The organism is Serratia sp. K1WW1, from assembly GCF_055790865.1.
The window spans coordinates 1,653,770-1,679,765 of record NZ_CM147697.1 but is presented as its reverse complement, the minus strand read 5'-3'; the positions used below and the strand labels follow the sequence as shown (position 1 = coordinate 1,679,765).

The following is a 25,996-nucleotide window of genomic DNA, read 5'->3' as shown; positions in this document are numbered from 1 at the left end:
AGAGATAAAGCCTGATGGGTAAATACGTTTTGGCTGGCTTACAACAGCGCCAGGTTAAAATCTACTGCCATGGTCACGGCAACCTTGCCTTGGCGCAGCATCTCCGCCGGTGGCGTAGGTAACGGCTGCGCACGCAATATCACCGCCAGCGCTTCACGATCTAACGACGCGGTAGCTGAGGGCGTTTTCAGTGCGACATCGGCCACTCGCCCCTGAGCATCCACCACGAAACTCACCACCGGTGCCCCCGAACGCTGACGCCGTTTGGCGTCTGCCGGATAACGCTTCACGCGGTTGAGCATCCCTTTAACCTGACTCTCCCAGGAAAGCTTGGCCTGTGCCTGCGCGGTGGAATCGCTGTTTAACGGTGCCGCCACCCGCTGTGCCAGGTTTTGCGCCTTGGGTGCCGCCGTGCTGGCCGCTGCGGAATGCGTGACGTCTTGCTCTTTCTCCATAGGAGTTGGCGGCTTTGGCGGTGCTTTACGCTGTTGCTTATGCGCATTTTTACTGCGCTCGGCCACAACAATTTTTGCCGCTTCGGCACGTGCCAGTTCAGGCATCTCCGGCTCTCGCTGCTGTTGCGCAGGTTGTGCCGCCGAACTGTCCGCCTGTTGCTGCAACCCCAGCGGCAACGGCTTAGGCTGGCTTGGCGCTTCGATCTGCGCCGCCCAACTGAGCATGATCGCCGGTGGTGGCATCAGCACCGGCGGCAGCGAAGTTTGCGGCCAGTAAAACAGCCATACCAGCGCCAGATGGACGCCCAGCGCATACAGTAAACCACGCCCCCAGCGCGGCTGCGGCAGAGTTGCCGCCTGAGGGCCATAAGGCTGACTAAACATAGGGATAGTAGATTACCTAATTGCGAATGATTGCAGATCACATTTGCTAATGATAATCATTTGTAAATGTTAATGACAGATCTTTTCGCTATCTTGACGTAATCATTTTGCGGTTGGCGTAACCCAAAGGTAATCCGCCATGGGCCGATCGATGACCACGCCCTGCTCTGCCAGCATCAACACCGTAAATTTGGCACCGGGCTGCAGATCCTGGATGTGTAGTGGCACACCGACCGTTCTGGAAGCGTGATAACCGCCCACTATCAGCAGTGCCGGGGTGGGTGCAGCCAGTAAACTTTCGGCCATACGGCGATCGCGCTGCTGCTGAATAGCGAGCATGGCATGCAGCTGCACCGCATCAATTTTGCCGTCATGGGAATCACGTATGGTGGCAGCGAGCGCCTGCTGGACTTCTGGCCGCACCGAAAGCTGGCCTTTGGGGAATTCGGGCCGTTGATAAAACGCCATGATTTCGTTGCGATCGAGGTTAGCGGATAACAGAGGATAAGGTGCACGCATCGCCGCCATTACCACCTCGCCATACAGTGACCACTTCCAACTGGCTTGCCAGGCTGTGAGTTCAGCTACGCGGCTATCACGTACCGTCGGTTCGGTTTGCAGCCATTGTTTTACTTCATCCACTTTGCCTTGCTGGCTGGGTGTGATCATCTCCATCAGCACGCTGCCCTGTGGCCGCTGTTGTGGTAATTGCTCTACCAGCCACAGTTCGATCTGGTGGTGATAAGGATTGTCATGCTTTTCGCCCACGATCACCCGTGGCTGTTCTGCCAGGCGCGTCAGTAACTGTTGGGGCGTCAACGTCTCGCCACTGCGTAAATCAACAATCTTGCCTAGCGTGGAAATGTCGCTTTTCGGGGAGGAGACCGGCCCCTGGCTACAGGCTGTAAGCACCAACGTTGCAAACACTATCAGAAATTTCATGTCGTCTTTCCTTACACAAAAGTGGCGACATTATAGAGAATAATTATCATTTGCATATAGAAATTGGCAGCACCTGGTGGCCGACAGCCGTTTTTTCGTTACCGTGTTTTGAGTTACGTTGATTTCACATAATGGAACGGGTATAACTGATAGCCATTTAGACGTCTATATGGATAGAGTGTTATGCAACCTGCCGCTGAAGGGCAATTCAAACGCACCATGAAAGCCCGGCATTTGGTGATGCTGTCGCTGGGCGGCGTGATCGGTACCGGTCTGTTTTTCAACACCGGCTATATCATCTCCACGACCGGTGCACTAGGCACCTTGCTGGCCTACTTGATTGGCGCCGTCGTGGTCTATCTGGTCATGCTGTGTCTGGGGGAACTTGCCGTTGCCATGCCGGAAACCGGCGCATTTCACGTCTATGCGGCACGCTATCTTGGCCCGGCAACCGGCTATACCGTTGCCTGGCTGTACTGGCTGACCTGGACCGTCGCGTTGGGCTCCAGCCTGACCGCCGCCGGTTTCTGTATGCAATACTGGTTTCCACAATCACCGGTCTGGTTGTGGTGTCTGATTTTCTGTCTGGCCATTTTTCTGCTCAACGTCATTACCACCCGCTTCTTTGCCGAAAGTGAATTCTGGTTCTCGCTGATCAAGGTGATCACCATTCTGGCATTCATCGTGCTGGGCGGTGCGGCCATGTTTGGCCTGATCCCGATGAAAGACGGCACGCCAACGCCCTTCCTGAGTAACCTGACCTCATCGGGTTGGCTGCCCAATGGAACGTTACCGATCCTGATGACCATGGTAGCGGTCAATTTCGCCTTCTCCGGTACTGAGCTGATCGGCATTGCGGCGGGCGAAACCGAAAATCCGGAAAAAGTGGTGCCCTGGGCCATCCGCACCACGGTGATCCGCCTGATGGTATTCTTTATCGGTACGGTATTTATCCTGGCAGCGCTGATCCCTATGGAGCAGGCCGGGATCGTGAAAAGCCCGTTTGTCCTGGTCTTTGAGCGCATTGGTGTGCCTTATGCCGCCGATATTTTTAACTTCGTGATCCTGACCGCCATTCTCTCGGCCGCCAACTCCGGACTATATGCTTCGGGACGCATGCTGTGGTCGCTGGCCAATCAGCGCACCATGCCAGCCTATTTTTCACGGGTGAATGCTCGCGGGATCCCGATGAATGCATTGACGTTCAGCATGCTCGGCGGCGTGCTGGCCCTGTTGACCAGCGTGATCGCCCCCGATACGGTGTTTGTGGCACTGTCTGCCATTTCCGGCTTTGCGGTCGTTGCCGTCTGGCTGAGCATCTGTGCCGCCCACTACGTTTTTCGCCGCCGCTACCTGCGCAGCGGTCAACCGATTGAAGGGCTGAAATACCGAGCACCAGGCTATCCGCTGACGCCTATTATCGGCTTTGCGCTGTGTTTATTGGCCTGTATCGGCCTGGCATTCGACCCAGAGCAACGCGTGGCGCTTTATTGCGGCCTGCCGTTTGTGGCGATCTGCTATCTGGCCTATTACCTGACCCGGCGTTCCGGGCAGCAAAACCTACTGAACACCGGAGAAGAACATGTCGGTTAACAACCCTCTGGCCGCCTTGCTGGCCGATAACCGCACGTTGATTTTGGACGGGGCAATGGCCACCGAACTGGAGGCCCGAGGTTGCGATCTCACCGATCCGCTGTGGTCGGCAAAGGTGCTGATTGAAAACCCGGAGCTGATTTATCAGGTGCATCTGGATTACTTCAATGCAGGAGCACAGTGCGCCATTACCGCCAGCTATCAGGCCACGCCCCAAGGTTTTTTACGCCGGGGCCTGGATGAGCCGCAATCGTTGGCACTGATCGCCCAAAGCGTCCACCTGGCACAGCAGGCGCGAGCCGATTATCTGGCCCAGCACCCACAACGATTGCCTTTGCTGGTAGCCGGTTCGGTCGGCCCCTATGGCGCCTACCTGGCGGATGGCTCTGAATATCGTGGCGACTACCATCTGCCGCAAGCAGAGATGATCGCATTCCATCGTCCGCGTATCACGGCTCTGGCCAACGCCGGCGTGGATCTGCTGGCATGTGAAACGCTGCCTTCGTTTGCCGAATTAAAGGCCCTGCTGGCGCTGCTGGCGGAATTCCCAGCGCTGGGTGGGTGGTTCTCTTTCACTCTGCGCGATAGCCAGCATCTAAGCGATGGAACGCCACTGGCCGTCGTCATGGCTGAGCTTAACGGTAACCCGCAGGTGCTGGCAGTAGGCGTCAATTGTATCGCGTTGGAAAACGTCACCCCGGCGTTGCAGCAGCTTGCCGCACTGAGTGATAAACCGTTACTGGTTTACCCTAACTCCGGCGAACACTACGACGCGGTGAGCAAAACCTGGCACAGCTGTGGTAACCACCAGCAGCATCTGATCAATCAGTTGGCCGATTGGCAGCATGCCGGTGCCCGCTTGATTGGTGGCTGCTGCCGAACCACACCTGCCGACATTCAGGCGATTGCCGAACGCTGCCACGCATAAAAAAACCCCCTGTGGCCGAAGCCGCAGGGGGTCACTTTCACGCTATTACAGCGGTTGGGTTTGTGCTTCCACTACGGCCAATGCCACCATGTTGACGATACGGCGCACCGAAGCGATCGGCGTCAGGATATGTACCGGCTTGGACACGCCCATCAATACCGGCCCTACCGTCACCCCTTCGGAAGAGGAGACACGCAGCAGGTTGTAGCTGATGCGCGCCGCTTCCATACTTGGCATGATCAGGATGTTGGCGGAGCCTTTCAGCGGGCTGTCCGGCATCAAATCGTGGCGGATACTTTCCACCAGCGCGGCGTCACCGTGCATCTCACCGTCGATCTCCAATCCTGGTGCCATCTGATTGACCAGCTCCAGCGTTTTACGCATTTTGCTCGCCGACGGGCAGTTGGAAGAACCAAAGCTGGAGTGGGACAACAGCGCTACCTTCGGCTCAATCCCGAAGCGCCGCACCGTGTCTGCCGCCATCAGGGTGATTTCCGCCAGCTGTTCCGGCGTTGGGTCATCGTTGACGTAGGTATCGGCGATAAAGGTGTTACCGCTCGGCAGCAGTAAGGCGTTCATTGCCCCTGCCACATGTACCCCTTCACGGAACCCGAATACCTTTTCCACTACGTCATAATGCTCGTGGTAGCTGCCGATGGTGCCACAGATCATGGCATCGGCTTCCCCACGGTGCAGCATGATGGCAGCAATCAGCGTTGGGTTACCGATCACCGCGCGGCGAGCCTGCTCCTGGGAGACGCCACGGCGCTTCATGATCTGGTAATACTCACCCCAGTATTCATTGAAACGCGGATCGGACTCGTTATTCACCACTTCAAAGTCTTTGCCCGGCGTCAGCTGCAGGCCAAGTTTCTTCAGGCGCATTTCAATCACGCTTGGGCGACCCACCAGGATCGGGAAAGCCAGCCCCTGCGATACCAGCTCTTGGGTAGCATGCAGGACGCGCTCTTCTTCACCTTCGGCCATTACCACGCGTTTCACTTCTTTCTTCGCCTGAGAGAAGATCGGCTTCATAAACAGGTTGGTTTTGTAAACGAACTCGGTCAGTTTCTCCACGTAGGCATCAAAGTCTTCGATCGGGCGCATCGCCACGCCGGAATCCATGGCAGCCTTGGCTACCGCCGGGGCGATTTTGACAATCAGGCGCGGATCGAACGGTTTGGGAATGATGTATTCCGGGCCAAAGGAGAGGTCCTGATCGCCATACGCCGAAGCCACCACGTCGCTCTGCTCTGCCAGCGCCAGATCGGCAATGGCGTGCACGCAGGCCAGCTTCATCTCTTCGTTGATGGTCGTGGCCCCCACATCCAGCGCGCCACGGAAGATGAACGGGAAGCACAGCACGTTGTTCACCTGGTTGGGGTAATCAGAACGGCCGGTACAGATGATCGCATCTGGGCGCACCGCTTTCGCCAACGGTGGCAGAATTTCCGGTTCCGGGTTAGCCAGCGCCATGATCAGCGGATCTCTGGCCATGGTTTTCACCATGTCCTGCGTCAGTACGCCAGGGCCGGAGCAACCCAGGAAAATATCGGCATTGGGAATGGCATCCCCCAGCGTACGCTGGCCGTTATCCGCAATGGCATACGCGGCCTTGGTTTCTTCCATTTTGGCGTCGCGGCCCTGATAGATCACGCCTTTGGAGTCGCAAACGGTGATGTTCTGCTTGCTCAGACCCAACGCGACCAGCAGGTTCAAACAGGCAATGGAGGCCGCACCGGCTCCCGATACCACCAGGCGTACGTCGGAGATGTTTTTCTTCACCACCCGCAGGCCGTTGAGCACCGCAGCGGTGGTAATAATCGCCGTGCCGTGCTGATCGTCATGGAACACCGGGATCTTCATGCGCTCACGCAGTTTCTTCTCAATATAGAAGCACTCGGGCGCTTTGATATCTTCCAGGTTAATGCCGCCGAAGGTCGGTTCCAGCGCGGCGATCACGTCAATCAGCTTGTCAGGATCGAGTTCATCAACTTCGATATCGAACACGTCAATACCGGAAAACTTCTTAAACAGAACCCCTTTACCTTCCATGACCGGCTTACCGGCCAGCGCACCGATATTCCCCAACCCCAGCACCGCGGTGCCGTTGGAGATCACCGCCACCAGGTTACCCTTGGCGGTATATTTATAAGCGGCCAGCGGATCGGCGGCAATTTCCAGGCAGGGAGCAGCCACGCCCGGCGAATAGGCCAAGGCCAGATCGCGCTGCGTCGCTAGCGGTTTAGTCGGCGATACCTGGATCTTCCCTGGGACCGGAAACTGATGGAAATCAAGGGCACTCTGTTTGAGCTGTTCGTCCATTATGGGTTCCTTTGCTTTCTTCTTTTATGTTGAGGTAAGGCTTTATCGCTGAACTAGTATAGTGAGAGAATCGTCACAAACTTTGAAGCGTGCCATAACCTTGGGCGAAACTTGTAAATAAAAGTTAAAAGGAAGTTAAGCGAACAGAAAAACAGCGTTTTTATCGAGTCAGAGAGGTAAGGGTTCAACCTGACGCAGTTAAACCCTTTTTTACCACAGCGATTACTGTGACATATTAAGAATGGTGCGGATGTTGAGGGCGCTGGTCGCGATGATATCGATCGCCCCGGTACGCAGCGCGCCCAGAATAGCCAACGCTTTGGTATTCTCAGAGGCAATGGCGATCACACAAGGGATTTTCCGCAGCTCATCAATACTCAGGCCAATGACGCGATCGTTCATCACCGTATCCACGTGCATCCCCTGCGCATTGAAAAAGTCATAACCGGCAATATCACCGATCACTCCCTGATTCAGACTGGCATCAATGATCTCGTGGGGTGTAAACCAGCCAAGCTTTACCATGTAGCTGTTTTCGTTCATATCACCGATGCCCACCAGGGCCACATCGGCCTTGCGCGCCCGATCCAGGGTTTCCTTGATGGTGCCGTTTTGCATAAACGCCTGTTTCAGCGCCCGGTTTTCAACATACGCCGGGGCATACAGCGTCTCGCTGCTACCACCAAATTTCTTCGCCAGACGGCGGCTGATGTGGTCAGCATTGATGGCGTCACCAGGGCGATGCGTTCCCCCAATGCCACAGATAAATTTACAGTTTTTGGGTGCCACGCTGCCCACATGGTCGGCGATCGCGGCCACGTTACGCCCTTGACCAACCGCCAGCACCATATCGTCTTTCAGGGACATGGCCAGATAACCGGAAACCAATGCTGCGACCTGACGCCGCTGTTCTTCCTCATCCTGATGATCCAGCGCGATTAATGCACGGCTGAGGGAGAAACGCTCCAGCATTTGCTGCTCCAGCCGGGTACTGAATACCGGATGATAGCGGACGGTGATCTCAACAATGCCTTCTTCTTTGGCCCGCTTGAGTAAACGCCCGACCTTAATCCGCGAAATACCGAACTTTTTTGCAATCTCCTCCTGAGTGATTTCGTCCTGATAATACGCCACGGCAATTTCAGTCAGCAGTTCGTTATCCTGGGATCCTGTTTTTTTTTCCATCCGTTACACGTTTCCCCACGGCAGATTGGTCTTTTTCAATAGAAGATGGATCCAGCATGCCGAACCCATCTTATCGCATTGCCCGCTAGTATAACCTGTTCAGGCGGCAACGGTATTCAAGCGTTGTTCTACCGCATCAGCCAGTTGGCATAACAGTAGACAACAGGATACCGCACCGGCATCCAGCACGCCGCGCGAACGTTCCCCCAACCGGCTCGCGCGGCCAATCTTGGCAACCAGATCGCGGGTTGAATCGCGCCCGGCAACGGCAGCCCGTTTCAACTGCTCCAGCGACTCACTGAAGCTATCGCCGCGCCGAACCGCCTGCTCATACCCTTCTATCGCAGGGATCAGAGTATCCATCAGGCACTTGTCGCCTACGCCAGCGCTGCTGATGTCCTGCAGTTCAGTGAGCCCATTGCGCAACATGGCCAGAAAAACCTGTTTATCCAGCGCCGTTTTATCGCGCACGCTGTCGGCCATGCCCAGGAACAGGCTGCCATACAGCGGCCCCATCGAGCCACCAATCCCTTCCATCAGCGCGTCCGCTACCGCGTCGAAAGCCTGCGCCAACGTCAGTTTTTGGCCCTTGATGGCCTCACCACATAAGGTGAAGCCTTTTGACATATTAATGCCGTGATCGCCGTCGCCAATCGCACCATCTATTTCACTGAGATACTCGCGATTGCTGACAATCACGCCAATCAGCGCCGCGACGATCTCATTACCATACTGCGTCGAAATTTGTGTGGTCATGATTCACTCCACCTGAGTTAGGCCCAATGAATGAGCGGGCATATCGAGCAACGTTTTCAATTGGTCGTCGAGCTTCATCAAGGTTAACGTCACCCCCATCATTTCCAGCGAGGTAAAATAGTTACCCACATAGCGACGGTGAACCTTGATACCACGCTCCGTCAGCCGCTTTTCAATCTCGGCATAATAGATGTAGAGCTCCATCACCGGCGTGGCCCCCAGGCCGGAAATCAACAGGGCAACTTCCTGCCCCTTGTTCAACGGCATATCATTGAGCACAAAGTCGAGCATGGTGCCAGCCATCGCGGACGCCGACTGGATCGGTGATACCTCAATCCCAGGCTCACCGTGATGCCCAATCCCGATCTCCATGTGGCCATCGGCGATATGGAAGTTGGGCTTACCTACCGCCGGGATGGTGCAAGAACTGAGCCCGACGCCGATCGAGCGGCAATTGCCAATCGCCTTTTGCGCAGCAGCGATCACCCCGTCAAGATCGTAACCCAGCGCTGCGGCAGCAGCCCCGATTTTCCACATCAGAATCTCACCGGCAACGCCACGGCGTTTTTCAATTTCACTGGCGGGCGCAGAAGCAACATCATCATTTGCCACCACGGTTTTTACCGTGATACCGGCGGCGCTGGCCTTCTTCATCGCCATTTTGACGTTCATATTATCGCCAGCATAGTTGCCATACAGGCAGGCGACCCCCGCCCCGCTGTCCGCGGCCTTGAACGCATCCAGAAATGCCCCCGCCGTGGGCGAAGAGAAAATCTCACCGATGGCCACAGCATCGAGCATGTTCTTGCCAACATAGCCCAGAAACGCAGGCTCATGCCCCGAGCCCCCACCGGTAACAATACCCACCTTGCCTTTGATTGGTGCGGCAGGGTATTTGAGGACTCGTGCATTATCGGTCGCGGTGAAATATTCCGGATGAGCCTTCAGATAGCCCTGAATGGCATCTTCCACGACGTGATCGGGATCGTTAATGATTCTGTTCATCATGGCCTCTCTTTTGCCTGAGTATCGAGTTATTGAATGGTGTAACCGCCGTCAACCACCAGATTGCTGCCGGTGATCATGCTGGCCGCATCGCTCGCCAGGAACAGCGCGCTGGCGGCAATATCCTCGGGTTCGGCAAAGCGCCTCAGGGGAATTTTCTGCTTCATTTGTTCCGCAACCTCGCCAGACCATGCTTTGCGCCCCAACTCGGTCAGTACCACCGTGGGCGAAATGGCGTTTACCCGCACGTTGTGCGGCCCCCATTCCAGTGCCAGAACCTGGGTCAAGCCAATCACGCCGGCCTTGCTGGCGCAGTAAGCCAGATGATTGGGCAAGGCGACCACGCCGGCCTGCGAGGCCAGGTTGATAATGCTGCCACTGCCCTGACGAATAAAATAGTGGCCCACGGCCTGACTGGTAAGGAACACCCCTTTCAGGTTCACCGCCATGGTGTTATCCCAAGCGTCTTCGGGCAGTTCTTCCGCCGGATACAGCGCGACGATCCCGGCACTATTGACCAGCACATCCAGCCGCCCGAAATGGGCATTGGCCTGCGCAACCGCCTGTTCTACCGAGGCTTTGTCGGTGACGTCCATCAGGATGCCCAACGCCTGTTGCTGATCCAGCTGCTGGGCAATCTGCACCACCTGTGGAGCGCGATCCAACAGCACGACCTGCGCGCCGTTTTGCAGATAGCATTTGGCAATAGCCAGACCTATTCCCGCCGCGCCGCCGGTTATCAACGCCACTTTCCCTTGCAAGGCTCCCTTGCTTTGACCAGTAATCATAGAAAACTCCCTAAAACGGTTAGTTACGCCAAGCTGTGATGATTTTCTTCCACGGCGGCAGGCACGGCTTTAGGCAAGGTGACATATTTCATCAAGACGCCGCTGAACAAATACAGGCCGGTGAAAATCCAAATCACTCCACTGCTCCCCAAGCTGCCAATAAACAACCCTACCACTGCCGGGCCAACGAAGGTGCTCAAACCCGCGCCGAGATTCAGGATCGACATGGCGGCCCCCTTATTCTCCGGAGCCAACGTTGGCATAATGGCCGAAAGAGGTACGAAGGCAGCCAGGCAAGCACCGAATAGCCCGGCGGCCACGACAGTCAGCAGATAATTGGGACCGAGGAAGTAAGGCACGTAATAGAACATCAGCGTGGTGATAGCGCAGCCGACGCAACCGAACCACATGACGACGTTACGCCAGCCCAAGCCGTCGCTGATCACCCCAAAGATCAGGTTGAAGATAATGTTCACCGTCCACAGTGCCGCATACATCTGTAGCCAGTCAGTGCGGCTAAACCCTATATCCATCATGTACATCGGCATAAACACCACGAAACCATACGCCGCAGAGGTATTGATGGTGCGGACAATGCCACCCAGGCCGATTTTCGGGTTCTCAAACGCAATGGTGATCCCCTTTAGCACATAGCTGAGGGAGGCTTTTTGCTTGTCCCCCACGTCGCTATGGCCAGGGGTGCGGTTAAGCATCAGGGCGATCATCGCCCCGAGTACCACAAAGATTAATGCGCTCCATAAGGTGTGGATTTCCCCCAGGTACGGCAGCATGATGCTGGAATAGAGCACGCCCAGTACGCTCAACCCACCGCTGTAGACAAACCAGAAAATCCCCACGGCGGAACCCAGCCTTTCCGGCGGAGCCTCATAGGCGACCCACACCAGAAAACCATAGGCAAACAGGGGATAGCCCAGCCCGCGCAGCGCATAGGTCGGTATCATCACCGACAGGTTATTACTGGGTAATCCCCACACCAGAAAACACACCGAGCCCAGCAAGAACAGCAACAATCCAGCCAGCATGACGCGGCGAGCGGTAAAGATTTCCGCCAAAACGCCGGAAAACCAGGCAGAGATTGCCGCAGCAAAACCGTAAACGCTAAACAGCAGCGCAGATTCCTGAATGGTTAAGCCTTTACCGATCAAATAGGGTGAAAGCCAGCCTTGTTCCAGCCCCTCCCCCATCATAAAGACCAACACACCGGCATAACCGAGCATTAATTTTGGTGACAGACCAATGCGATGAATCAGTCCATTCAGCATAAAACACCCCAGCACATTGAATTGTGGAGGTGCAGGCTAACCCGCACCCGAAGAATGATGCAGGCATTACAGATTTGGGTTGAGCACCACTTTGATTGAGCCGATGCCCCGTTTCATCATGGCGAAGCCTTCAGCAAACTGCTCGAGCGGCAACGTTTGGGTGACGACACCTTTGGTGGGCAGATCGCCATTGCGGATCCCTTCAATCACCAACGGATAACAGTAAGGGCCCAGGTGCGATCCCAGCACGTCCAGCTCCTTACGATCGCTGATAATGCTCCAATCAACGGTCACCGGATCTTTAAACACCGAGAACTCGACAAAGGTGCCCAATTTGCGGATCAGCATCAGCCCCTGTTCGACAGATTGCTGCGCGCCGGTAGCTTCAATGTAGATATCGCAGCCGTAGCCTTCGGTCATGTCTTTAACGATCGCCATCACATCATCGCGCAGTGGGTTCAGCACAACGTCGGCACCAAATTCTTTCGCCAACGCCAAGCGATCGTTAGACAGATCGAGCACCACCAGCTTCGATGGGCCGGATTTTTTAATCGCCCCGATCATCCCCAAACCCAGCGTTCCGGCCCCCGCCAGCACCACCACGTCACCCAGCTTGATGTTGGCGCGCTGTACCGCATGGAAAGAACAGGCATAGGGTTCGATCAGAATGGCGTCTTCGATCGGCATATCCGCAGGAACGTGATAGTTGATGGCCTCTTTGGTGAACTTCATGTATTCCGCCATACCGCCATTAACGTTTTTCTGGAAGCCATACAGATCGTGTTTCTCACACATCCAATACTGGCCACGGTTACAGAAACGGCATTGCCAGCAGGGAACAATCTGTTCAGAGATCACCCGATCGCCCAACTTGAATCCTTCAACGCCCTCACCATATCCCACCACGTGGCCGATAAATTCGTGGCCTGGGATCATCGGCGCTTTGATGTAAGCCGGCTGTTTTTCATCCCCCCAAAAGCTGGCCGCCCCTTCAAACGCTTTAACATCACCGGCGCAGATTCCGCAGGCTTCAACTTTCACCAGGATCTCTTGCGGGCCAATTTTCGGTACCGCCACAATCTCCAGGCGGTAATCCTGCGGGGCATAGGCCACCACCGCTTTCATGGTTTCAGGAATGCCTTCGGCCATGTTTGCCGCTGTTACGCAGTTCTGACACATAGTTCTATCCTCGGGTAGGGTTTATTTTTATGATCATAAGTACACACAAAGAACAAATAAACACTACATACTCTCAACATGTTTGCCCACCACCAACCTTTGAAATTGTGATCCTGCTCAATAAGCCCTCGCAAAGTCATCAAAAAGGCCTTTAAGCCGATTTATTCGTGATGTTAATCACCTTTGGCGGCCATAACCCGCTAATAAAAATAAAAACAAATGAACACCAATTGAACATTTGATAAATCATGGTTATGGTAATAGCCATGACGCGCCACCGGGGATCGTCAGCCTTACCCTTGACCAGCAGGAGATGTGTTATGCAGCCTATTGCGATTGGCGCCGATGATGCCGCCATTGAACTGAAGAATGTGATCGTTGCGTTTCTGCAACAGCGCGATATTCCGGTGTCCGACTACTCACCGGGAAGCGATACGGCCCCCATCGGCTATCCCGATATCGCCTTTCAGGTGGCGCAAGGCATTAAGGATGGGAAACACCAACGTGGCATTTTGCTGTGTGGCACCGGTATTGGTATGAGCATTGTGGCCAACAAGGTCCCGGGGATCCGCGCAGCACAGTGCCATGATACCTATTCGGCACAGCGCGCACGTAAAAGCAACGATGCGCAAATCATCACGCTTGGCGCACGCGTCATTGGCCCGGAACTGGCAAAATCGATCGTCGAAGCCTGGTTGAGCTCTGAATTTGAAGGGGGGGGGTCGGCGCCTAAGGTGGCAAGGATAGGCTATTACGAACAGGTCGTTGGTCAACGCTGAACCCAATGCCGATAAAGCGTCAATGCCTGGGGGAGCGCAGCCAGCCGGCATTGGCGCCCCCCATTGTTTCTATCCATTGCAACAATCAGAAAAAGCGTATTTCATTCATCAGCCATATGATGCATGGTGTTAACCATAATGAAATACGTTCTCATTTACTGTTATGACTTTGGGCAAGGAGCTTATCAATGAATCAATTAGACGCACTCAAACAGTTGACCGTAGTCGTTGCCGACAGCGGTGATATCGAATCCATTCGCCAGTTCGAACCGCAGGATGCCACCACCAACCCTTCGTTGATCCTCAAGGCCGCGGCGCTACCGCAGTATAAGTCGCTGATCACCGAAGCGCTGGAGTACGCCCGTCAGCAAGGCGGCAGCAAAGAAACCCAGCTGATTAACGCCAGTGACCGACTGGCGGTGAATATCGGGGTAGAAATTCTAAAAAGCGTGCCGGGCCGTATCTCCACCGAGGTGGATGCCCGTCTATCCTTCGATCGCGGTATGTGCGTGGCCAAAGCACGCAAGCTGATCGGCATGTATCAACACCAGGGGATCGATAAATCCCGCATTCTGATCAAGCTGGCAGCCACCTGGGAAGGGATCAAGGCGGCCGAAGAGCTGGAAAAAGAAGGCATTAACACCAACCTGACGCTGCTGTTCTCCTTTGCTCAGGCCCGTGCCTGTGCCGAAGCCGGTGTCTATCTGATTTCGCCGTTCGTTGGCCGCATCTACGACTGGTATCAGGCCAGACAGCCGATGACCGATTACGATGCCGAGCAGGATCCGGGCGTGAAGTCCGTTCGTACCATTTATGAATACTATAAACAGCACCGCTATCAGACCGTGATCATGGGTGCCAGCTTCCGTAAGGTTGAGCAGATCCTGGCGTTGGCGGGTTGTGACCGTTTGACCATTGCACCAAACCTGTTGGAAGAGTTGAAGCAAAGCAATCAGCCTATCGAACGTAAACTGACGCCGTCTACCGAAGGGTTTTATCAGCCTGCGCCACTGGCCGAGGCGGAGTTCCGCTGGCTGCATAACCAGGATGCCATGGCGGTTGAGAAGTTGGCCGAAGGCATTCGCCTGTTCGCCGTCGACCAGCAGAAGCTGGAAGACATGCTGATCGCACAGCTGTAAGACGATGATAGAAAAGTGAGATCGGCAAAGCAATTGCCCCTCACCCTAACCCTCTCCCACAGGGAGAGGGGACCGATCGAGTGTGTTTTAAATGTAGTGACTCACTTTGGCTAAGGACGATCACGCTAGCTAAAATGACTGCTTTATTTTCAGGACCGATCGAGTGTGTTTTAAATGTAGTGACTCACTTTGGCCAAAGGCGATCAAGCCAGCTAAAATGACTTCTTTATTTTCAAATGAGTAGGGGTTAACAGCTCCTTCTTTCTGTGGGGACCGATCGAGTTCGTTGATTACTCTGTGTAATACCCTATATTTCTTCTTCCTAATCCCTTACGTGGCTCTAAAATTCGGCGATACGCATTGGATTGGGGGTCGCTCGAGTTTGCTGAGATTATCTATTTACCAGCAAAAGAGCTGGGGCTAACAGCTCCCTCTCCCTGTGGGAGAGGGTTGGGGTGAGGGAAACTACTCCATCACCCGGTGGATCTGCAAATACTGCAACAGCATGATGGTTTTACCATCCTTGATGCGACCGTCGGCGATCATCGCGATTGCCTCACCAAAGGGCAATTCCACCACTTCAATATCTTCATCCTCAATACCACCACCGCTGGTTTGGCGCTCATCATCCTGGTACTCGGCAATAAAGAAGTGGAGTATTTCCGTCACGCCCCCCGGTGACATGTAGGCCTCAAAGATCTTTTGCACCTTCGAAACCTGAAAACCGGTTTCCTCTACCGCTTCACGGCGAGCGCACTGTTCGGGCTGATCGTCATCCAGCAGCCCGGCGCAGGCTTCCAACAACATGCCAGTGGCATTGCCATTGACATAAGTCGGCATGCGGAACTGGTTGGTCAGCACCACGGTGCCCTTGGCGCGGTTATACAGCAAAATGGTCGCCCCGTTGCCCCGGTCATAGACCTCGCGCACCTGTTCGATGGTTCCGCCATTTTTACGTTTTAACTCAAAAGTGTATTTATTCAGTACGTACCAGTTGTCCGATAACAACTGCTTTCTGATATTTTCTATTTTTGACGACATGTTCCCTTCTTCCTTTAGCCAATGCACCGCAACCTGTGGCCACTAGCAAAGCGCAGCTACAGCGGATTTGCAACAAAAAACCGCAGGCTGAACAGAAATGGGGGGGTACGACTAAAACTTCAGCGAGATGATATTACCGTGGCTAACCAATGCCACACAGCTGAAATATACCAACGAGATAAAAACCTCTCATTTACAACAAAAGGTTTTTATAAAAAAGACAGTTGCAGAGCCGGATAATAGCCCGGCTTATTTACGCTTTAGGAATGGCATCCAGTTGGAAACTCGTTCCACTGGTCACGTTACCTTCATCATCATAGAAATCAACACCGAGCCATGCACTAGTAAATGGCCCTCCATTAGCGGGCAACATCATTGAATTGGGCGTCAAGATCCCTTTATCGATCATATCCTGATATGCAGTGATGAGTTCCTGCTGCCGTGCCAATACCTCTCCGACGGTATCACCACCGACTTGAGCATACCCTGTACTGACACTATTTAAGGCCGCTTGATTAAAACAATTATAAAAGCCGCTAGCAAATCCCGAAAAATTCTCATTGCCGAGGGCCTCCCTGACGGCTACGGAATCAAAGCTGGCATTAAACAAATAGATACCAACTTTGATTTTTTTATCGGCCTCTGTCACATTGGGATTAACTTCAAAACTCAGCATCGAATAAATGCTACTCTTATCCTCTTTATCCCAACCATGCATACGTGCATCAGTAATAAACTCATGAGCGTCCATATTATCAATCCTCTTCAGTCAGTGTGTCGTTTGGTTTTCCAACCCAAGCACCTACTTGGATAAAAATAATATAGGCAATTGGGATAAATGATGATATCCAGTCCTATTGTGCTGGCTCTGAAACAAACATTCATCATTTGGTCACGGCAGAACGGAGGAGCGACTTATTATATTGAAAAAAACCCCGCAGGCCTTGCAGCGCTGCGGGGTTGATATCCACCAGAGTTAGAATCCGGTAGGGACTCCGTGCATGTCCGGCAGTTTATGTGCGATCCCTTTATGGCAATCGATACAGGTTTTGCCTTCGGTGATGGCTTTGTCATGCATCTTGGCCGCCACGGTTTTCTGCGCGGTGAAATCCATATACTCGAAGTTGTGGCAGTTACGGCACTCCTGCGAGTTATTGGCCTTCATTCGCGCCCATTCGTTGCTGGCCATGGTCAGACGATGCTCTTCGAACTTCTGCGGCGTGTCGATCAGGCCAAACGCCTTGGCGTACAGCTCTTTGCTGGCCTTCAGCTTGCGCAGCATCTTCGGCCCCCACTCATGCGGGACGTGGCAATCCGGGCAGGTGGCACGGACGCCACTGCGGTTGTTGTAGTGCACCGTCTCCATATACTCTTCGTAGACGTTTTCACGCATCTCGTGGCAGCTGATACAGAATTTTTCGGTGTTGGCCGCTTCCATACCGGTGTTGAAACCGCCCCAGAAAACGATCCCGGCAACAAAGCCCAACAGCAGCAAAGTCCCCAGGGCCAGCCTGCTCGGCCTGCGCCACCAGCGCCATAGACGACGGATCGGTCCGGCCTTTTTCTCGGATGTTGTGGTATTACGTTCGGCCATAGCTCCCCCGCTTAGTGCCCAAAGCCCTGCATAGGCTTGAAATCATTGCCGATGATTGGTGCCGCATCGGTTTGTGGTACGTGGCATTGCAGACAGAAATAACGACGTGGAGCGACTTCCCCCAGCACCTTGCCATCGCTGTCCATAAAGTGTGTCGGGCTGATACGCGGTGCGCCGGTGGTGCGATAGTGCTCCACGCCGTGGCACTGCAAGCAGCGGTTAGTGTTTTTGCTAATCTGGTAGCCGTCGACGCTGTGTGGGATCATCGGCGGCTGGTTGACATAGTTTAGCGCCATCTTTTCCTGCTGCTTGGGCATTTTGATCTGCCCTTCAGCCGTGCCGGAAACCTCTGGCGATTGCTTGAGATCGACATCACTGGCGGCAAACGCGGCACTGGCAACTACCAGTGTTAACAGCGCGCCCCACAGGGAAAGCTGCTTTTTCAGGACATTGCTGGTCATTTTTTGGCTCCCGAATAATGAAATTTGCTCTTAATTTCGAATACGTTTTCTGCACAAACGTCGATACAACGTCCGCAGGCAATACAGGCATCACTGGCAACCCGTGGTGTGCCTTTTTTTACTAATAACGGCTCACGAAGGATCTGCGGTTCTGGGCAAACATGAAAACAATCCATGCAGTGGGTACAGTTATCACGATGCTCCGCGCTGATCTGCACCACACCCTGGCTACCAATGGCGCCATACAGCGCTCCCATTGGGCAAAGATGGCCACACCAGCCGTGTTCGACCACCAGCAGGTCGAACAGGAACAGCGCCACAATCAGCCAGATGCCAGCACCAAATGCGGCACCCAGCCCTTTCAGCCAGGCTAATGCCCCTTCCCCGCTGCTGCCGTGGATCAGCCCGCGCCCCATCAGGGCCACCGGATTAATCCATTCCCAGATCAGCGTGCCACTCACGGCACTGCCAACCAGTACGACAAGCAAGATGCCATAGCGCAGGGAACGAGGCAGGCTGGCCGATTGACGCAAACCTAACTTGCGTCGTAACCAGGCCGCCAGATCGGTCACCGGGTTGACCGGGCAAACCCAGCCGCAAAACACCCGATTACCGATCAGGCCGTAGATCAGCACCACTACCGCGCCTACCCACACCAACCAAGCTGGCCAATGCCCGGCCAACAGGCTTTGCAGCATCATCAACGGATCCGTTAACGGTACCGTCTCCGCCAATAGGCTGGCGCTGTAGTTACCACGCAGGATCCAGATGCCCCACAGTGGCCCAGAGAGAAACATCAGCAATATCAACAGTTGACTGCAACGGCGCAGGATCAGGAAGCGGTTGCTGCGCAACCAGCCATGGCGCAGACGGGCATCACGCCCGGCTTCAGCGACTGGATTAGCCATCATTCACCTCCCTTTACGCCACGTGCTGGCAATGTGAGGCCTTCCGGCACCAGTGAATGCCCTGCACGCTGCTTTTCCTGCCAGCCCCAGCGATAGTGTTCACCCAATTGGCCACGCGCCAGTTCCATCGGTAACACCTTGATCGCCGCCTGCTCAAGTACACAAGCCTGCTCACACTTGCCACAGCCGGTACAATCCTGGCTGTGAACCGTCGGCAGAAACATGGCGTGCTTGCCGGTACGTTCGTTGTGTTGCAGATCCAAGGTGATGGCCTTGTCGATCTGCGGGCAAACCCGGTAACACACATCGCAACGCAGCCCTTGCCAATTCAGACAGTTTTCATGATCCAGCAACACCGCCAGCCCCATCCGCGCCTGATCGATATCCGTCAGGTTCGGATCCAGCGCACCGCTCGGGCAGGCCACCACACACGGGATGTCTTCACACATCTCGCAAGGGATATCCCGCGCCACAAAGTACGGCGTTCCCGCCGCTCTCGGCGACAGCAGCGTCGCCAGTTTCAGCGTCTGGTACGGGCAGGCTTGCACACACTGACCGCAGCGAATGCAGGCGCTATCAAACGCCCCTTCGGCCAGTGCTCCCGGCGGCCGCAGGGCCAGGCCATCACGTGCCTGAGACTGCTTTTGTTGCAACCCCAGCAGTACGCCTATCCCTGCCAACCCGGCCACGCTGCGCGCAGCATCCCGCAGGAAGCGCCGCCGGGCCGGTGTTTTATCTCGTTGCTGGCTCATTCCGTTGGCCTTATACCTTCTCCAGTTTTACCGCACACTTCTTGAAGTCGGTCTCTTTCGACAGCGGATCGGTAGCGTCCAGCGTCAGATTATTGACCAGTTGCGCGGCATCGAAGAACGGCATATACACCAGGCCTTTCGGCACACGGTTACGGCCACGGGTTTCGACGATGCTCACCACTTCACCACGGCGCGATACTACCTTCACCTTGTCGCCACGGCGCAGATTGCGGCTCTTGGCGTCCAGCGGATGGATAAAAAGCACCGCCTCAGGGAAGGCTCTGTGCAATTCTGGCACCCGGCGAGTCATCGAACCGGTGTGCCAATGTTCCAGCACGCGGCCAGTGGACAACCACAGATCGAACTCCTGATCCGGGCTTTCCGCCGCTGGCTCGAACGGCAGTGCGAAGATCACTGCTTTGCCGTCTGGCTTGCCATAGAAGCGCACGCTTTCACCGGCCTTCACATAAGGATCGGTCCCTTCACGGTAACGCCACAGGGTTTCCTTGCCATCCACCACCGGCCAGCGTAAACCGCGCGCCTTATGGTACATATCAAAGGCCGCCAGATCGTGACCATGGCCACGGCCGAACCCGGCATACTCTTCAAACAGCCCTTTCTGGATGTAAAAACCGAAGTCGCGCGACTCGTCGTTCAACTGGTCGGCCGGGATCTCTTCCAGCTTGTACTTGTTCACTTCACCGTTGACGAACAGGACGTCGTACAAGGTTTTACCCTGGTATTCCGGCTTCTGGTTGATCAGTTCCGCAGGCCACACTTCTTCCACCTTGAAGCGTTTGGCAAACTCCACCAACTGCCACAGGTCAGACTTGGCCTCGCCAGGCGCTTTCACCTGCTGATGCCAGAACTGAGTACGGCGCTCCGCGTTACCGTAAGCCCCTTCTTTCTCCACCCACATTGCAGTAGGCAGGATCAGGTCGGCGGCCAATGCGCTCACCGTTGGGTACGGATCGGAAACCACGATAAAGTTGCGCGGATCGCGCCAGCCCGGCATACGATCTTCGTTAATGTTTGGCCCGGCCTGCATGTTGTTGTTACACATCACCCAGTAGGCGTTCAGCTTGCCGTCTTTCAACGCACGGTCCTGCGCAACCGCATGCAGCCCGACTTTTTCCGGGATGGTGCCGGCTGGCAGTTGCCATTTCTGTTCGGCAATCTGGCGGTGCTTCTCGTTGGTCACTACCATGTCCGCTGGCAGGCGGTGGGAGAACGTCCCCACTTCACGCGCGGTACCACAGGCAGAAGGCTGACCAGTGAGTGAGAACGGCCCACAGCCCGGCTTGGAGATCTTGCCGGTCAGCAGGTGCAGGTTGTAGCACAGGTTATTGGCCCAGACGCCGCGGGTATGCTGGTTGAAGCCCATCGTCCAGTAAGAGACGACTTTCACATTCGGGTCGGCATACAGTTTGGCCAAGGCTTCCAGTTGGTCTTTCGGTACACCGCTTAACTCAGCGGTTTTATCCAGCGTATACTCCGCCACAAAGGCCTTGTAATCTTCGAAGCTCATCGGCTCCGAAGCATCGCTGCCTGGGTTCTTGGCCGCTTTCTCCAACGGGTGGGTTGGACGCAGGCCGTAACCGATATCGGTCGCCCCTTTGCGGATATTGACGTGTTGCTTGAGGAAGTCCTGGTCAACCGCATTGTTCTGAATAATGTAGTTGGCGATGTAGTTCATGATCGCCAGATCGGTCTGCGGGGTGAACACCATGCCGTTGTCCGCCAGCTCGAAGCTGCGGTGTTCAAAGGTGGAAAGTACCGAGACGTTGACCTTGTCGTTGCCCAGGCGGCGGTTGGTAATGCGCGACCACAGGATCGGGTGCATTTCCGCCATATTGGAGCCCCACAGCACGAAGGCGTCGGCCTGCTCGATATCATCGTAGCAGCCCATCGGCTCGTCCATGCCGAAGGTGCGCATAAAGCCGACTACCGCAGACGCCATGCAGTGGCGCGCGTTCGGATCGAGGTTGTTGGAACGCAGGCCAGCCTTGAACAGTTTGGAGGCCGCGTAGCCTTCCCATACCGTCCACTGGCCGGATCCGAACATGCCGACCGCTTCTGGGCCTTTCTCTTTCAGGGCCCCTTTGAATTTCTCGGCCATGACGTCGAAGGCTTGTTCCCAGCTTATCGGGGTAAACTCACCTTCTTTGTCGTACTGCCCGTTCTTCATGCGCAGCATTGGCTGTGTCAGACGATCCTTGCCGTACATGATCTTGGGCAGGAAGTAGCCTTTGATACAGTTTAAACCCCGGTTGACCGGAGCATCCGGATCGCCCTGCGAAGCCACGATGCGGCCATTTTGGGTGCCGACCAGAACGCCACACCCGGTGCCGCAGAAACGGCAAGGTGCTTTGTCCCATTTGATTTCGTCACCGCTGCCGACCACGGCCTGGGCGACCGTTGGGATCGTCAGCCCGGCAGCTGCGGCAGCAGCCGCGGCAGCGTTCGCTTTCATGAAGTCTCGACGACTGAGTTTCATGGCATTACCTCACCTTGCTCATCCTGCTGGTGATAAACCAGCGACACTGCCAACACGCCTTCCAGATTGCGCGCCGACTCAATTTTTTCCAGCAACGCCTGGGAGCGTGCTGCTTGCATAACGACGACCAGTTTGCCCTGCTGTTGATCCTGTGCCGGAATTTCCGTATCAGGGATAGCCAGCAGCGCCGTGATCAGCGCCGGGAATTTGTCAGGCCGGGCCTGCACCATTAACCCGCTTACGTGCCATTCACTGCTCATTATTTTCACTCCGGGTTATTGCAATCGCCGAGGTCGGGCAACCGGCAACGCAGGCACCACAACCATTGCACGCCGCCGCCTCGAGCGCCGGTTGGGCTATGCCGCCTAACCGTGGCCGAAAACGGATTGCCTGCGTTTCACAACTGTCCTGACAGCTGCGACACTCTACCCCCTGCATCGCCAGGCAAACGGCCGAAAACGAGGCCACTTGTTGCCAGGGTTGGTGCTGGGGTGGGTAAAACAGTGGGGCTTCGCAGGCATCTGCGCATTGTCGGCAAAAGGTACATTCCGCGCGTTGGAAATCGATTTCGGGATAACCGCCACTGCCGCTGATCAATACGCCGGTTTCGCAGGCGTTAACGCAGGCCTGGCACCGGGTACAACCCGCAAGGAAGAGAGGGGCTTCACGCGACCACGGGGGACGGATCGCATCAGTTTGATGACGCCATTGTCCGCTGAGCAATCTGCGTCGCGACAATTCGGCCATTCGGGTTATCCTTCAAAGTTGGCAACACGCGCGCGTGTAAAAAATTATTATAGTGTGACTTTATTATTTTTTGTCTCGCACCTCGGGTAAGAGGCAAGGATAAAATAGGCTTATCGGAGGGGGTAGATAATCACCCTAAATAGGTAAAAGTAGGTATTACTTGCGCCAGATCAATCACTGATAGCCGATATAGGGCATTTTGCCAACGGTAGACCGTCAAATCGCTATTTACTTGATTATATAGCGAAGATTGGTTGTGGCGCTAAATCGGCCGTTTGCTCAAAATCGCCATGCTTTTTGCCAGCAAAAGTTATAATTTGACGGCTCATAACACTCAGGCCTATAACCAGAAGGACGCTTAATTGCTCGTAAAACGCTCAGTGACCGGCAGCCTGGCGAAGGCGCTGATAAGTATCGTGATCCTTTCCGTGTTGTCCACCGGACTGGCACTGACCACCGTGGCCGGCAGCCTGCAAGATGCCGAAGCGGTTAATATCGCGGGATCGCTGCGCATGCAGAGCTACCGGTTGGCGTATGAGCTCACTAACGGTTCCGCTGAAGTGCAGCAGCACCTGGTGCAGTATCAGCAGTCGCTGATGGCTCCGGCCCTGCTTAAACTCGATCGATTTTATGTGCCTGATGATGTGCGGCAAAAATACCTGACGCTGCGCCAAGCCTGGCTGGTGCTGGAAAAACAGATCCTGGCCGGGAACCCGGAAAACTATCAGGCCAACGTGGCCAGCTATGTTAATCAGATCGACCATTTTGTCTTGGCTTTGCAGCGTTACTCCGAACAAAAGTTGACCATCGTAGCGACGATCAGCGTGATGGGCTACATCGCCATCATTGCCCTGGTGCTGTTCTGCATCCGCTTTATGCGCCGCCAAGTGGTCACCCCACTCAAACGCCTGGTGGACGCCAGCCTGCGTATGCAACAACGTGATTTTAATCATCCGCCGCTCGACGTTTCATTGCCAAACGAACTGGGCGTCCTGTCGCAAACCTTCACCACCATGTCTGGCGAATTGGCAAAGCTCTACCAGTCACTGGAACAGAAGGTGCAGGAAAAAACCGAGCGGCTACAGCAGGCTAACCGTACGCTAGAGGTGCTCTACAGTTGCTCCCAGGCGCTGAGCGTTGGGCAGTTGGATCAGCGGGCGTTTGAGAAGGTCCTGCATATCATCAAGCTAAGCGAACAATTACATTGTATCCGGCTCAATGTAGAAGACAGCCTCAGCCAATGGCAGGTCAGCAGTGGTGAACCCGTGGCGGAACTGGCCTGGCATTCGCAGGTGATTATGCAAGACAACAAACCCTTGGGTAGCCTGAGCTGGCAACATGAGCAGCAGCCGCCCCACCCGCACCTGATGCAAAGCGTGACCAATATGCTCAGCCGCGGGGTTTACTTTAACCGGGCACAAAAGCAGCATATGCAGTTCCTGCTGATGGAGGAACGCGCCACCATTGCCCGTGAACTGCACGATTCGTTAGCCCAGGCTCTCACTTTCCTGCGCATCCAGCTTACCTTGCTCAAACGTACCCTGACAGGCCATTCATCGCAGGCAGATGAGATCATTGATGATTTTGATCGGGCGCTGGCGGATGCCTATCGCCAATTGCGCGAACTGCTGGCCACCTTCCGGTTGAGCATTCAGGATGCCGATCTGAACGCCGCGTTGCAGCAGGTACTGGAACCATTAAAACTGCTGACCAGCGCGCGGATTCAGTTACACTGTCGGTTAGCCTCACAGGCGTTGAATGCCCAACAACAGGTTCATGCGCTACAGATCGTGCGTGAAGCCGTGCTTAATGCCATCAAACACGCCGATGCACAGGAAATTGTGATCCATTGCGACGTCTCCCCCAGCGGCGACAACGAGATCACCATTTGTGACGACGGCTGCGGCATCGACAGCCTGGATGAACCGGAAGGCCATTACGGGCTAACCATTATGAGCGAACGCGCATCGCGTCTGAACGGGACGTTACATATCAGGCGTGGCAATGCCGGGGGCACGGAGGTCTGTCTTAGCTTCCCGCCATAAGGGCTAACAGCATTGCACGGCGGCCATTCGAGCCGAGCGACAATGCTAATTACTACTATATTTTAAGAGTCAGCTTTACTGCCGGCAGTAGGCAGTGGCTTTACTCGCTACAGGGAGCACGTTTTATTGTGATGAATAATTACCGAGTAATGATCGTGGACGATCACCCGTTGATGCGCCGTGGCATCAAACAGTTGCTGGGGCTAGATCCTACCTTCACCGTGGTGGCCGAAGCCAGCGGCGGTGCTGAGGCGATCGCCCTGGCCGCGCAGTTCACGCCAGACGTGATCCTGCTCGATCTGAACATGAAGGGTCTTTCCGGGCTGGATACGCTGAAAGCATTGCGCGATGAAGGGGTAGATGCACGCATTATCGTGCTGACCGTTTCCGACTCCCGCAGCGACGTCTATGCGCTGATCGATGCTGGCGCCGATGGCTACCTGCTGAAAGACAGCGAGCCAGAACAGTTGCTGGAGCATATTCGTCAGGCCGCCGAGGGCCAGAACGTGATTAGCGATGCGGTAGCGGACTATCTTTCGTCACGCAGCGAGCAACACGACCCCTTTGCCGCTCTCACCGAGCGTGAACTGGATGTGTTGCAGGAAGTGGCGCGCGGCATGTCAAACAAGCAGGTCGCGGCGCAGTTGCATATTTCTGAAGAGACGGTGAAAGTGCACATCCGCAATATGCTGCGCAAGCTCAACGTGCGTTCGCGCGTGGCAGCGACCGTGATGTATCTGGAAGCGAAAAGTCAGTAATGCTTCCCCGGCACGCCGGGGAACATTCAACCAATGGCCGCCAACAGCATCTCATGATGCTGATTAACCCAGCTTTGGCTTAGCGGGCCCCAGTTTGCCAACTGGTAATAGCCATCGTTATTACGCTTCCCCTGCTGCACAAACTGCAACTCCAGGCCCAGGCCTGGCAAAGCTTTGAGTACATCCTGCAACGTACGGCGCGGCCAACCGGTCAGTTCCATCAGGCGCGGAACGTTAGGGCGTTCATTGCTGCTGATCAGCCAACACAGATAAAGACGACGAGCAAATACCGGGTTAATTTCCATGCTTAACTCCTGATGAGGAAAACATCCTGATTATTTCACCGTAACGCAATAAAATCGCCATAATGACGCGTTTCGTGGTGGTCCAATGTGTAACTGTAGATTTCTACTACTGTTATTTACATTATCTCCTTTTTTTCTCCACGCTTT

25 protein-coding genes are annotated in these 25,996 nt (G+C 55.0%); 6 read left to right on the top strand and 19 right to left on the bottom strand.

The genetic code is table 11. The annotated features are described in order from the left end of the window. Positions 1 to 38 precede the first annotated feature (38 nt). Together ACX9GU_RS07655 and ACX9GU_RS07650 are read right to left on the bottom strand one after the other, a co-directional pair. Entirely contained in the window at positions 39 to 839 is an 801-nt protein-coding gene (locus tag ACX9GU_RS07655; RefSeq protein ID WP_473194370.1) for a TonB family protein, read from the bottom strand. 102 nt (positions 840 to 941) lie between these two features. Beyond that, complete coding sequence (locus tag ACX9GU_RS07650) at positions 942 to 1,781, bottom strand: ChaN family lipoprotein (RefSeq protein WP_473194369.1); 840 nt, start codon at positions 1,779 to 1,781, stop codon at positions 942 to 944. Positions 1,782 to 1,964: 183 nt separating this feature from the next. Between ACX9GU_RS07650 and mmuP the strand changes: the two genes are divergently transcribed. Further along, positions 1,965 to 3,374: an S-methylmethionine permease gene (mmuP, locus tag ACX9GU_RS07645; RefSeq protein WP_473194368.1), complete on the top strand. Its 1,410-nt coding sequence runs from the start codon at positions 1,965 to 1,967 to the stop codon at positions 3,372 to 3,374. Beyond that, on the top strand, positions 3,364 to 4,302 hold the full coding sequence (gene mmuM, locus ACX9GU_RS07640; RefSeq protein WP_473194367.1) for a homocysteine S-methyltransferase: 939 nt from the start codon (positions 3,364 to 3,366) through the stop codon (positions 4,300 to 4,302). The genes mmuP and mmuM overlap by 11 nt, the downstream gene beginning before the upstream one ends. Positions 4,303 to 4,347: 45 nt before the next feature. On the opposite strand, the gene maeB is transcribed toward mmuM, so the two are convergent. The 7 genes from maeB to ACX9GU_RS07605 form a co-directional block, all read right to left on the bottom strand. Further along, positions 4,348 to 6,627, bottom strand: coding sequence for an NADP-dependent oxaloacetate-decarboxylating malate dehydrogenase (gene maeB, locus ACX9GU_RS07635; RefSeq protein ID WP_473194366.1), 2,280 nt, complete (start codon positions 6,625 to 6,627; stop codon positions 4,348 to 4,350). Positions 6,628 to 6,849: 222 nt separating this feature from the next. Further along, a complete protein-coding gene (locus tag ACX9GU_RS07630) occupies positions 6,850 to 7,812 on the bottom strand; it encodes a sugar-binding transcriptional regulator (RefSeq protein WP_473194365.1) in 963 nt (320 codons plus the stop codon). Between the two features lie 99 nt (positions 7,813 to 7,911). After that, complete coding sequence (gene dhaL / locus ACX9GU_RS07625) at positions 7,912 to 8,568, bottom strand: dihydroxyacetone kinase subunit DhaL (RefSeq protein WP_473194364.1); 657 nt, start codon at positions 8,566 to 8,568, stop codon at positions 7,912 to 7,914. 3 nt (positions 8,569 to 8,571) lie between these two features. Next, entirely contained in the window at positions 8,572 to 9,573 is a 1,002-nt protein-coding gene (locus ACX9GU_RS07620) for a dihydroxyacetone kinase subunit DhaK (protein WP_166735079.1), read from the bottom strand. Positions 9,574 to 9,602: 29 nt separating this feature from the next. Further along, positions 9,603 to 10,361 carry an SDR family oxidoreductase gene (locus ACX9GU_RS07615; protein WP_473194363.1) on the bottom strand — a complete coding sequence of 253 codons (759 nt, stop codon included), beginning with the start codon at positions 10,359 to 10,361 and terminating at the stop codon, positions 9,603 to 9,605. A gap of 23 nt (positions 10,362 to 10,384) precedes the next feature. Continuing rightward, positions 10,385 to 11,644, bottom strand: a complete 1,260-nt coding sequence (locus ACX9GU_RS07610) for an MFS transporter (RefSeq protein ID WP_473194362.1) — start codon at positions 11,642 to 11,644, stop codon at positions 10,385 to 10,387. Between the two features lie 66 nt (positions 11,645 to 11,710). Continuing rightward, the gene (locus tag ACX9GU_RS07605; protein WP_473194361.1) at positions 11,711 to 12,823 is read right to left on the bottom strand and encodes an MDR/zinc-dependent alcohol dehydrogenase-like family protein; all 1,113 of its coding nucleotides are present in this window, start codon (positions 12,821 to 12,823) and stop codon (positions 11,711 to 11,713) included. Between the two features lie 320 nt (positions 12,824 to 13,143). Between ACX9GU_RS07605 and rpiB the strand changes: the two genes are divergently transcribed. Next, complete coding sequence (gene rpiB, locus ACX9GU_RS07600; RefSeq protein ID WP_473194360.1) at positions 13,144 to 13,602, top strand: ribose 5-phosphate isomerase B; 459 nt, start codon at positions 13,144 to 13,146, stop codon at positions 13,600 to 13,602. A gap of 188 nt (positions 13,603 to 13,790) precedes the next feature. Further along, on the top strand, positions 13,791 to 14,741 hold the full coding sequence (gene tal, locus ACX9GU_RS07595; protein ID WP_473194359.1) for a transaldolase: 951 nt from the start codon (positions 13,791 to 13,793) through the stop codon (positions 14,739 to 14,741). Positions 14,742 to 15,206: 465 nt separating this feature from the next. Here tal and nudK read toward each other — a convergent pair whose 3' ends face one another. The 9 genes from nudK to napF form a co-directional block, all read right to left on the bottom strand. Beyond that, positions 15,207 to 15,782, bottom strand: coding sequence for a GDP-mannose pyrophosphatase NudK (nudK, locus tag ACX9GU_RS07590; RefSeq protein WP_065686513.1), 576 nt, complete (start codon positions 15,780 to 15,782; stop codon positions 15,207 to 15,209). A gap of 253 nt (positions 15,783 to 16,035) precedes the next feature. After that, the gene (locus tag ACX9GU_RS07585) at positions 16,036 to 16,533 is read right to left on the bottom strand and encodes a hypothetical protein (protein WP_473194358.1); all 498 of its coding nucleotides are present in this window, start codon (positions 16,531 to 16,533) and stop codon (positions 16,036 to 16,038) included. A 225-nt stretch (positions 16,534 to 16,758) separates the two neighbouring features. Then, on the bottom strand, positions 16,759 to 17,376 hold the full coding sequence (gene napC / locus ACX9GU_RS07580; protein WP_473194357.1) for a cytochrome c-type protein NapC: 618 nt from the start codon (positions 17,374 to 17,376) through the stop codon (positions 16,759 to 16,761). Positions 17,377 to 17,387: 11 nt separating this feature from the next. Further along, on the bottom strand, positions 17,388 to 17,837 hold the full coding sequence (gene napB, locus ACX9GU_RS07575) for a nitrate reductase cytochrome c-type subunit (RefSeq protein WP_021178725.1): 450 nt from the start codon (positions 17,835 to 17,837) through the stop codon (positions 17,388 to 17,390). After that, positions 17,834 to 18,745, bottom strand: a complete 912-nt coding sequence (gene napH, locus ACX9GU_RS07570; RefSeq protein WP_473195131.1) for a quinol dehydrogenase ferredoxin subunit NapH — start codon at positions 18,743 to 18,745, stop codon at positions 17,834 to 17,836. The genes napB and napH overlap by 4 nt, the downstream gene beginning before the upstream one ends. Beyond that, entirely contained in the window at positions 18,745 to 19,497 is a 753-nt protein-coding gene (gene napG, locus ACX9GU_RS07565) for a ferredoxin-type protein NapG (protein ID WP_021807091.1), read from the bottom strand. The genes napH and napG overlap by 1 nt, the downstream gene beginning before the upstream one ends. A gap of 10 nt (positions 19,498 to 19,507) precedes the next feature. Further along, complete coding sequence (napA, locus tag ACX9GU_RS07560) at positions 19,508 to 21,994, bottom strand: nitrate reductase catalytic subunit NapA (protein WP_473194356.1); 2,487 nt, start codon at positions 21,992 to 21,994, stop codon at positions 19,508 to 19,510. After that, complete coding sequence (gene napD / locus ACX9GU_RS07555; RefSeq protein WP_473195130.1) at positions 21,991 to 22,257, bottom strand: chaperone NapD; 267 nt, start codon at positions 22,255 to 22,257, stop codon at positions 21,991 to 21,993. Before napD ends, napA begins: the two co-directional genes overlap by 4 nt. Next, positions 22,244 to 22,741, bottom strand: coding sequence for a ferredoxin-type protein NapF (gene napF, locus ACX9GU_RS07550; RefSeq protein WP_021807093.1), 498 nt, complete (start codon positions 22,739 to 22,741; stop codon positions 22,244 to 22,246). Before napF ends, napD begins: the two co-directional genes overlap by 14 nt. A gap of 362 nt (positions 22,742 to 23,103) precedes the next feature. Between napF and narQ the strand changes: the two genes are divergently transcribed. Then, positions 23,104 to 24,786, top strand: a complete 1,683-nt coding sequence (narQ, locus tag ACX9GU_RS07545; protein WP_473194355.1) for a nitrate/nitrite two-component system sensor histidine kinase NarQ — start codon at positions 23,104 to 23,106, stop codon at positions 24,784 to 24,786. A gap of 125 nt (positions 24,787 to 24,911) precedes the next feature. After that, positions 24,912 to 25,544: a nitrate/nitrite response regulator protein NarP gene (narP, locus tag ACX9GU_RS07540; RefSeq protein ID WP_059201467.1), complete on the top strand. Its 633-nt coding sequence runs from the start codon at positions 24,912 to 24,914 to the stop codon at positions 25,542 to 25,544. 26 nt (positions 25,545 to 25,570) lie between these two features. Here narP and ACX9GU_RS07535 read toward each other — a convergent pair whose 3' ends face one another. Beyond that, a complete protein-coding gene (locus ACX9GU_RS07535; protein ID WP_071683836.1) occupies positions 25,571 to 25,849 on the bottom strand; it encodes a winged helix-turn-helix domain-containing protein in 279 nt (92 codons plus the stop codon). Between the last annotated feature and the right edge of the window lie 147 nt (positions 25,850 to 25,996).

Coding starts and splice junctions, on each gene's coding strand:
- ACX9GU_RS07655 (WP_473194370.1), bottom strand. CDS start 839: ATGTTTAGTCAGCCTTATGGCCCTCAGGCGGCAACTCTGCCGCAGCCG.
- ACX9GU_RS07650 (WP_473194369.1), bottom strand. CDS start 1,781: ATGAAATTTCTGATAGTGTTTGCAACGTTGGTGCTTACAGCCTGTAGC.
- mmuP (WP_473194368.1), top strand. CDS start 1,965: ATGCAACCTGCCGCTGAAGGGCAATTCAAACGCACCATGAAAGCCCGG.
- mmuM (WP_473194367.1), top strand. CDS start 3,364: ATGTCGGTTAACAACCCTCTGGCCGCCTTGCTGGCCGATAACCGCACG.
- maeB (WP_473194366.1), bottom strand. CDS start 6,627: ATGGACGAACAGCTCAAACAGAGTGCCCTTGATTTCCATCAGTTTCCG.
- ACX9GU_RS07630 (WP_473194365.1), bottom strand. CDS start 7,812: ATGGAAAAAAAAACAGGATCCCAGGATAACGAACTGCTGACTGAAATT.
- dhaL (WP_473194364.1), bottom strand. CDS start 8,568: ATGACCACACAAATTTCGACGCAGTATGGTAATGAGATCGTCGCGGCG.
- ACX9GU_RS07620 (WP_166735079.1), bottom strand. CDS start 9,573: ATGAACAGAATCATTAACGATCCCGATCACGTCGTGGAAGATGCCATT.
- ACX9GU_RS07615 (WP_473194363.1), bottom strand. CDS start 10,361: ATGATTACTGGTCAAAGCAAGGGAGCCTTGCAAGGGAAAGTGGCGTTG.
- ACX9GU_RS07610 (WP_473194362.1), bottom strand. CDS start 11,644: ATGCTGAATGGACTGATTCATCGCATTGGTCTGTCACCAAAATTAATG.
- ACX9GU_RS07605 (WP_473194361.1), bottom strand. CDS start 12,823: ATGTGTCAGAACTGCGTAACAGCGGCAAACATGGCCGAAGGCATTCCT.
- rpiB (WP_473194360.1), top strand. CDS start 13,144: ATGCAGCCTATTGCGATTGGCGCCGATGATGCCGCCATTGAACTGAAG.
- tal (WP_473194359.1), top strand. CDS start 13,791: ATGAATCAATTAGACGCACTCAAACAGTTGACCGTAGTCGTTGCCGAC.
- nudK (WP_065686513.1), bottom strand. CDS start 15,782: ATGTCGTCAAAAATAGAAAATATCAGAAAGCAGTTGTTATCGGACAAC.
- ACX9GU_RS07585 (WP_473194358.1), bottom strand. CDS start 16,533: ATGGACGCTCATGAGTTTATTACTGATGCACGTATGCATGGTTGGGAT.
- napC (WP_473194357.1), bottom strand. CDS start 17,376: ATGGCCGAACGTAATACCACAACATCCGAGAAAAAGGCCGGACCGATC.
- napB (WP_021178725.1), bottom strand. CDS start 17,837: ATGACCAGCAATGTCCTGAAAAAGCAGCTTTCCCTGTGGGGCGCGCTG.
- napH (WP_473195131.1), bottom strand. CDS start 18,745: ATGGCTAATCCAGTCGCTGAAGCCGGGCGTGATGCCCGTCTGCGCCAT.
- napG (WP_021807091.1), bottom strand. CDS start 19,497: ATGAGCCAGCAACGAGATAAAACACCGGCCCGGCGGCGCTTCCTGCGG.
- napA (WP_473194356.1), bottom strand. CDS start 21,994: ATGAAACTCAGTCGTCGAGACTTCATGAAAGCGAACGCTGCCGCGGCT.
- napF (WP_021807093.1), bottom strand. CDS start 22,741: ATGGCCGAATTGTCGCGACGCAGATTGCTCAGCGGACAATGGCGTCAT.
- ACX9GU_RS07535 (WP_071683836.1), bottom strand. CDS start 25,849: ATGGAAATTAACCCGGTATTTGCTCGTCGTCTTTATCTGTGTTGGCTG.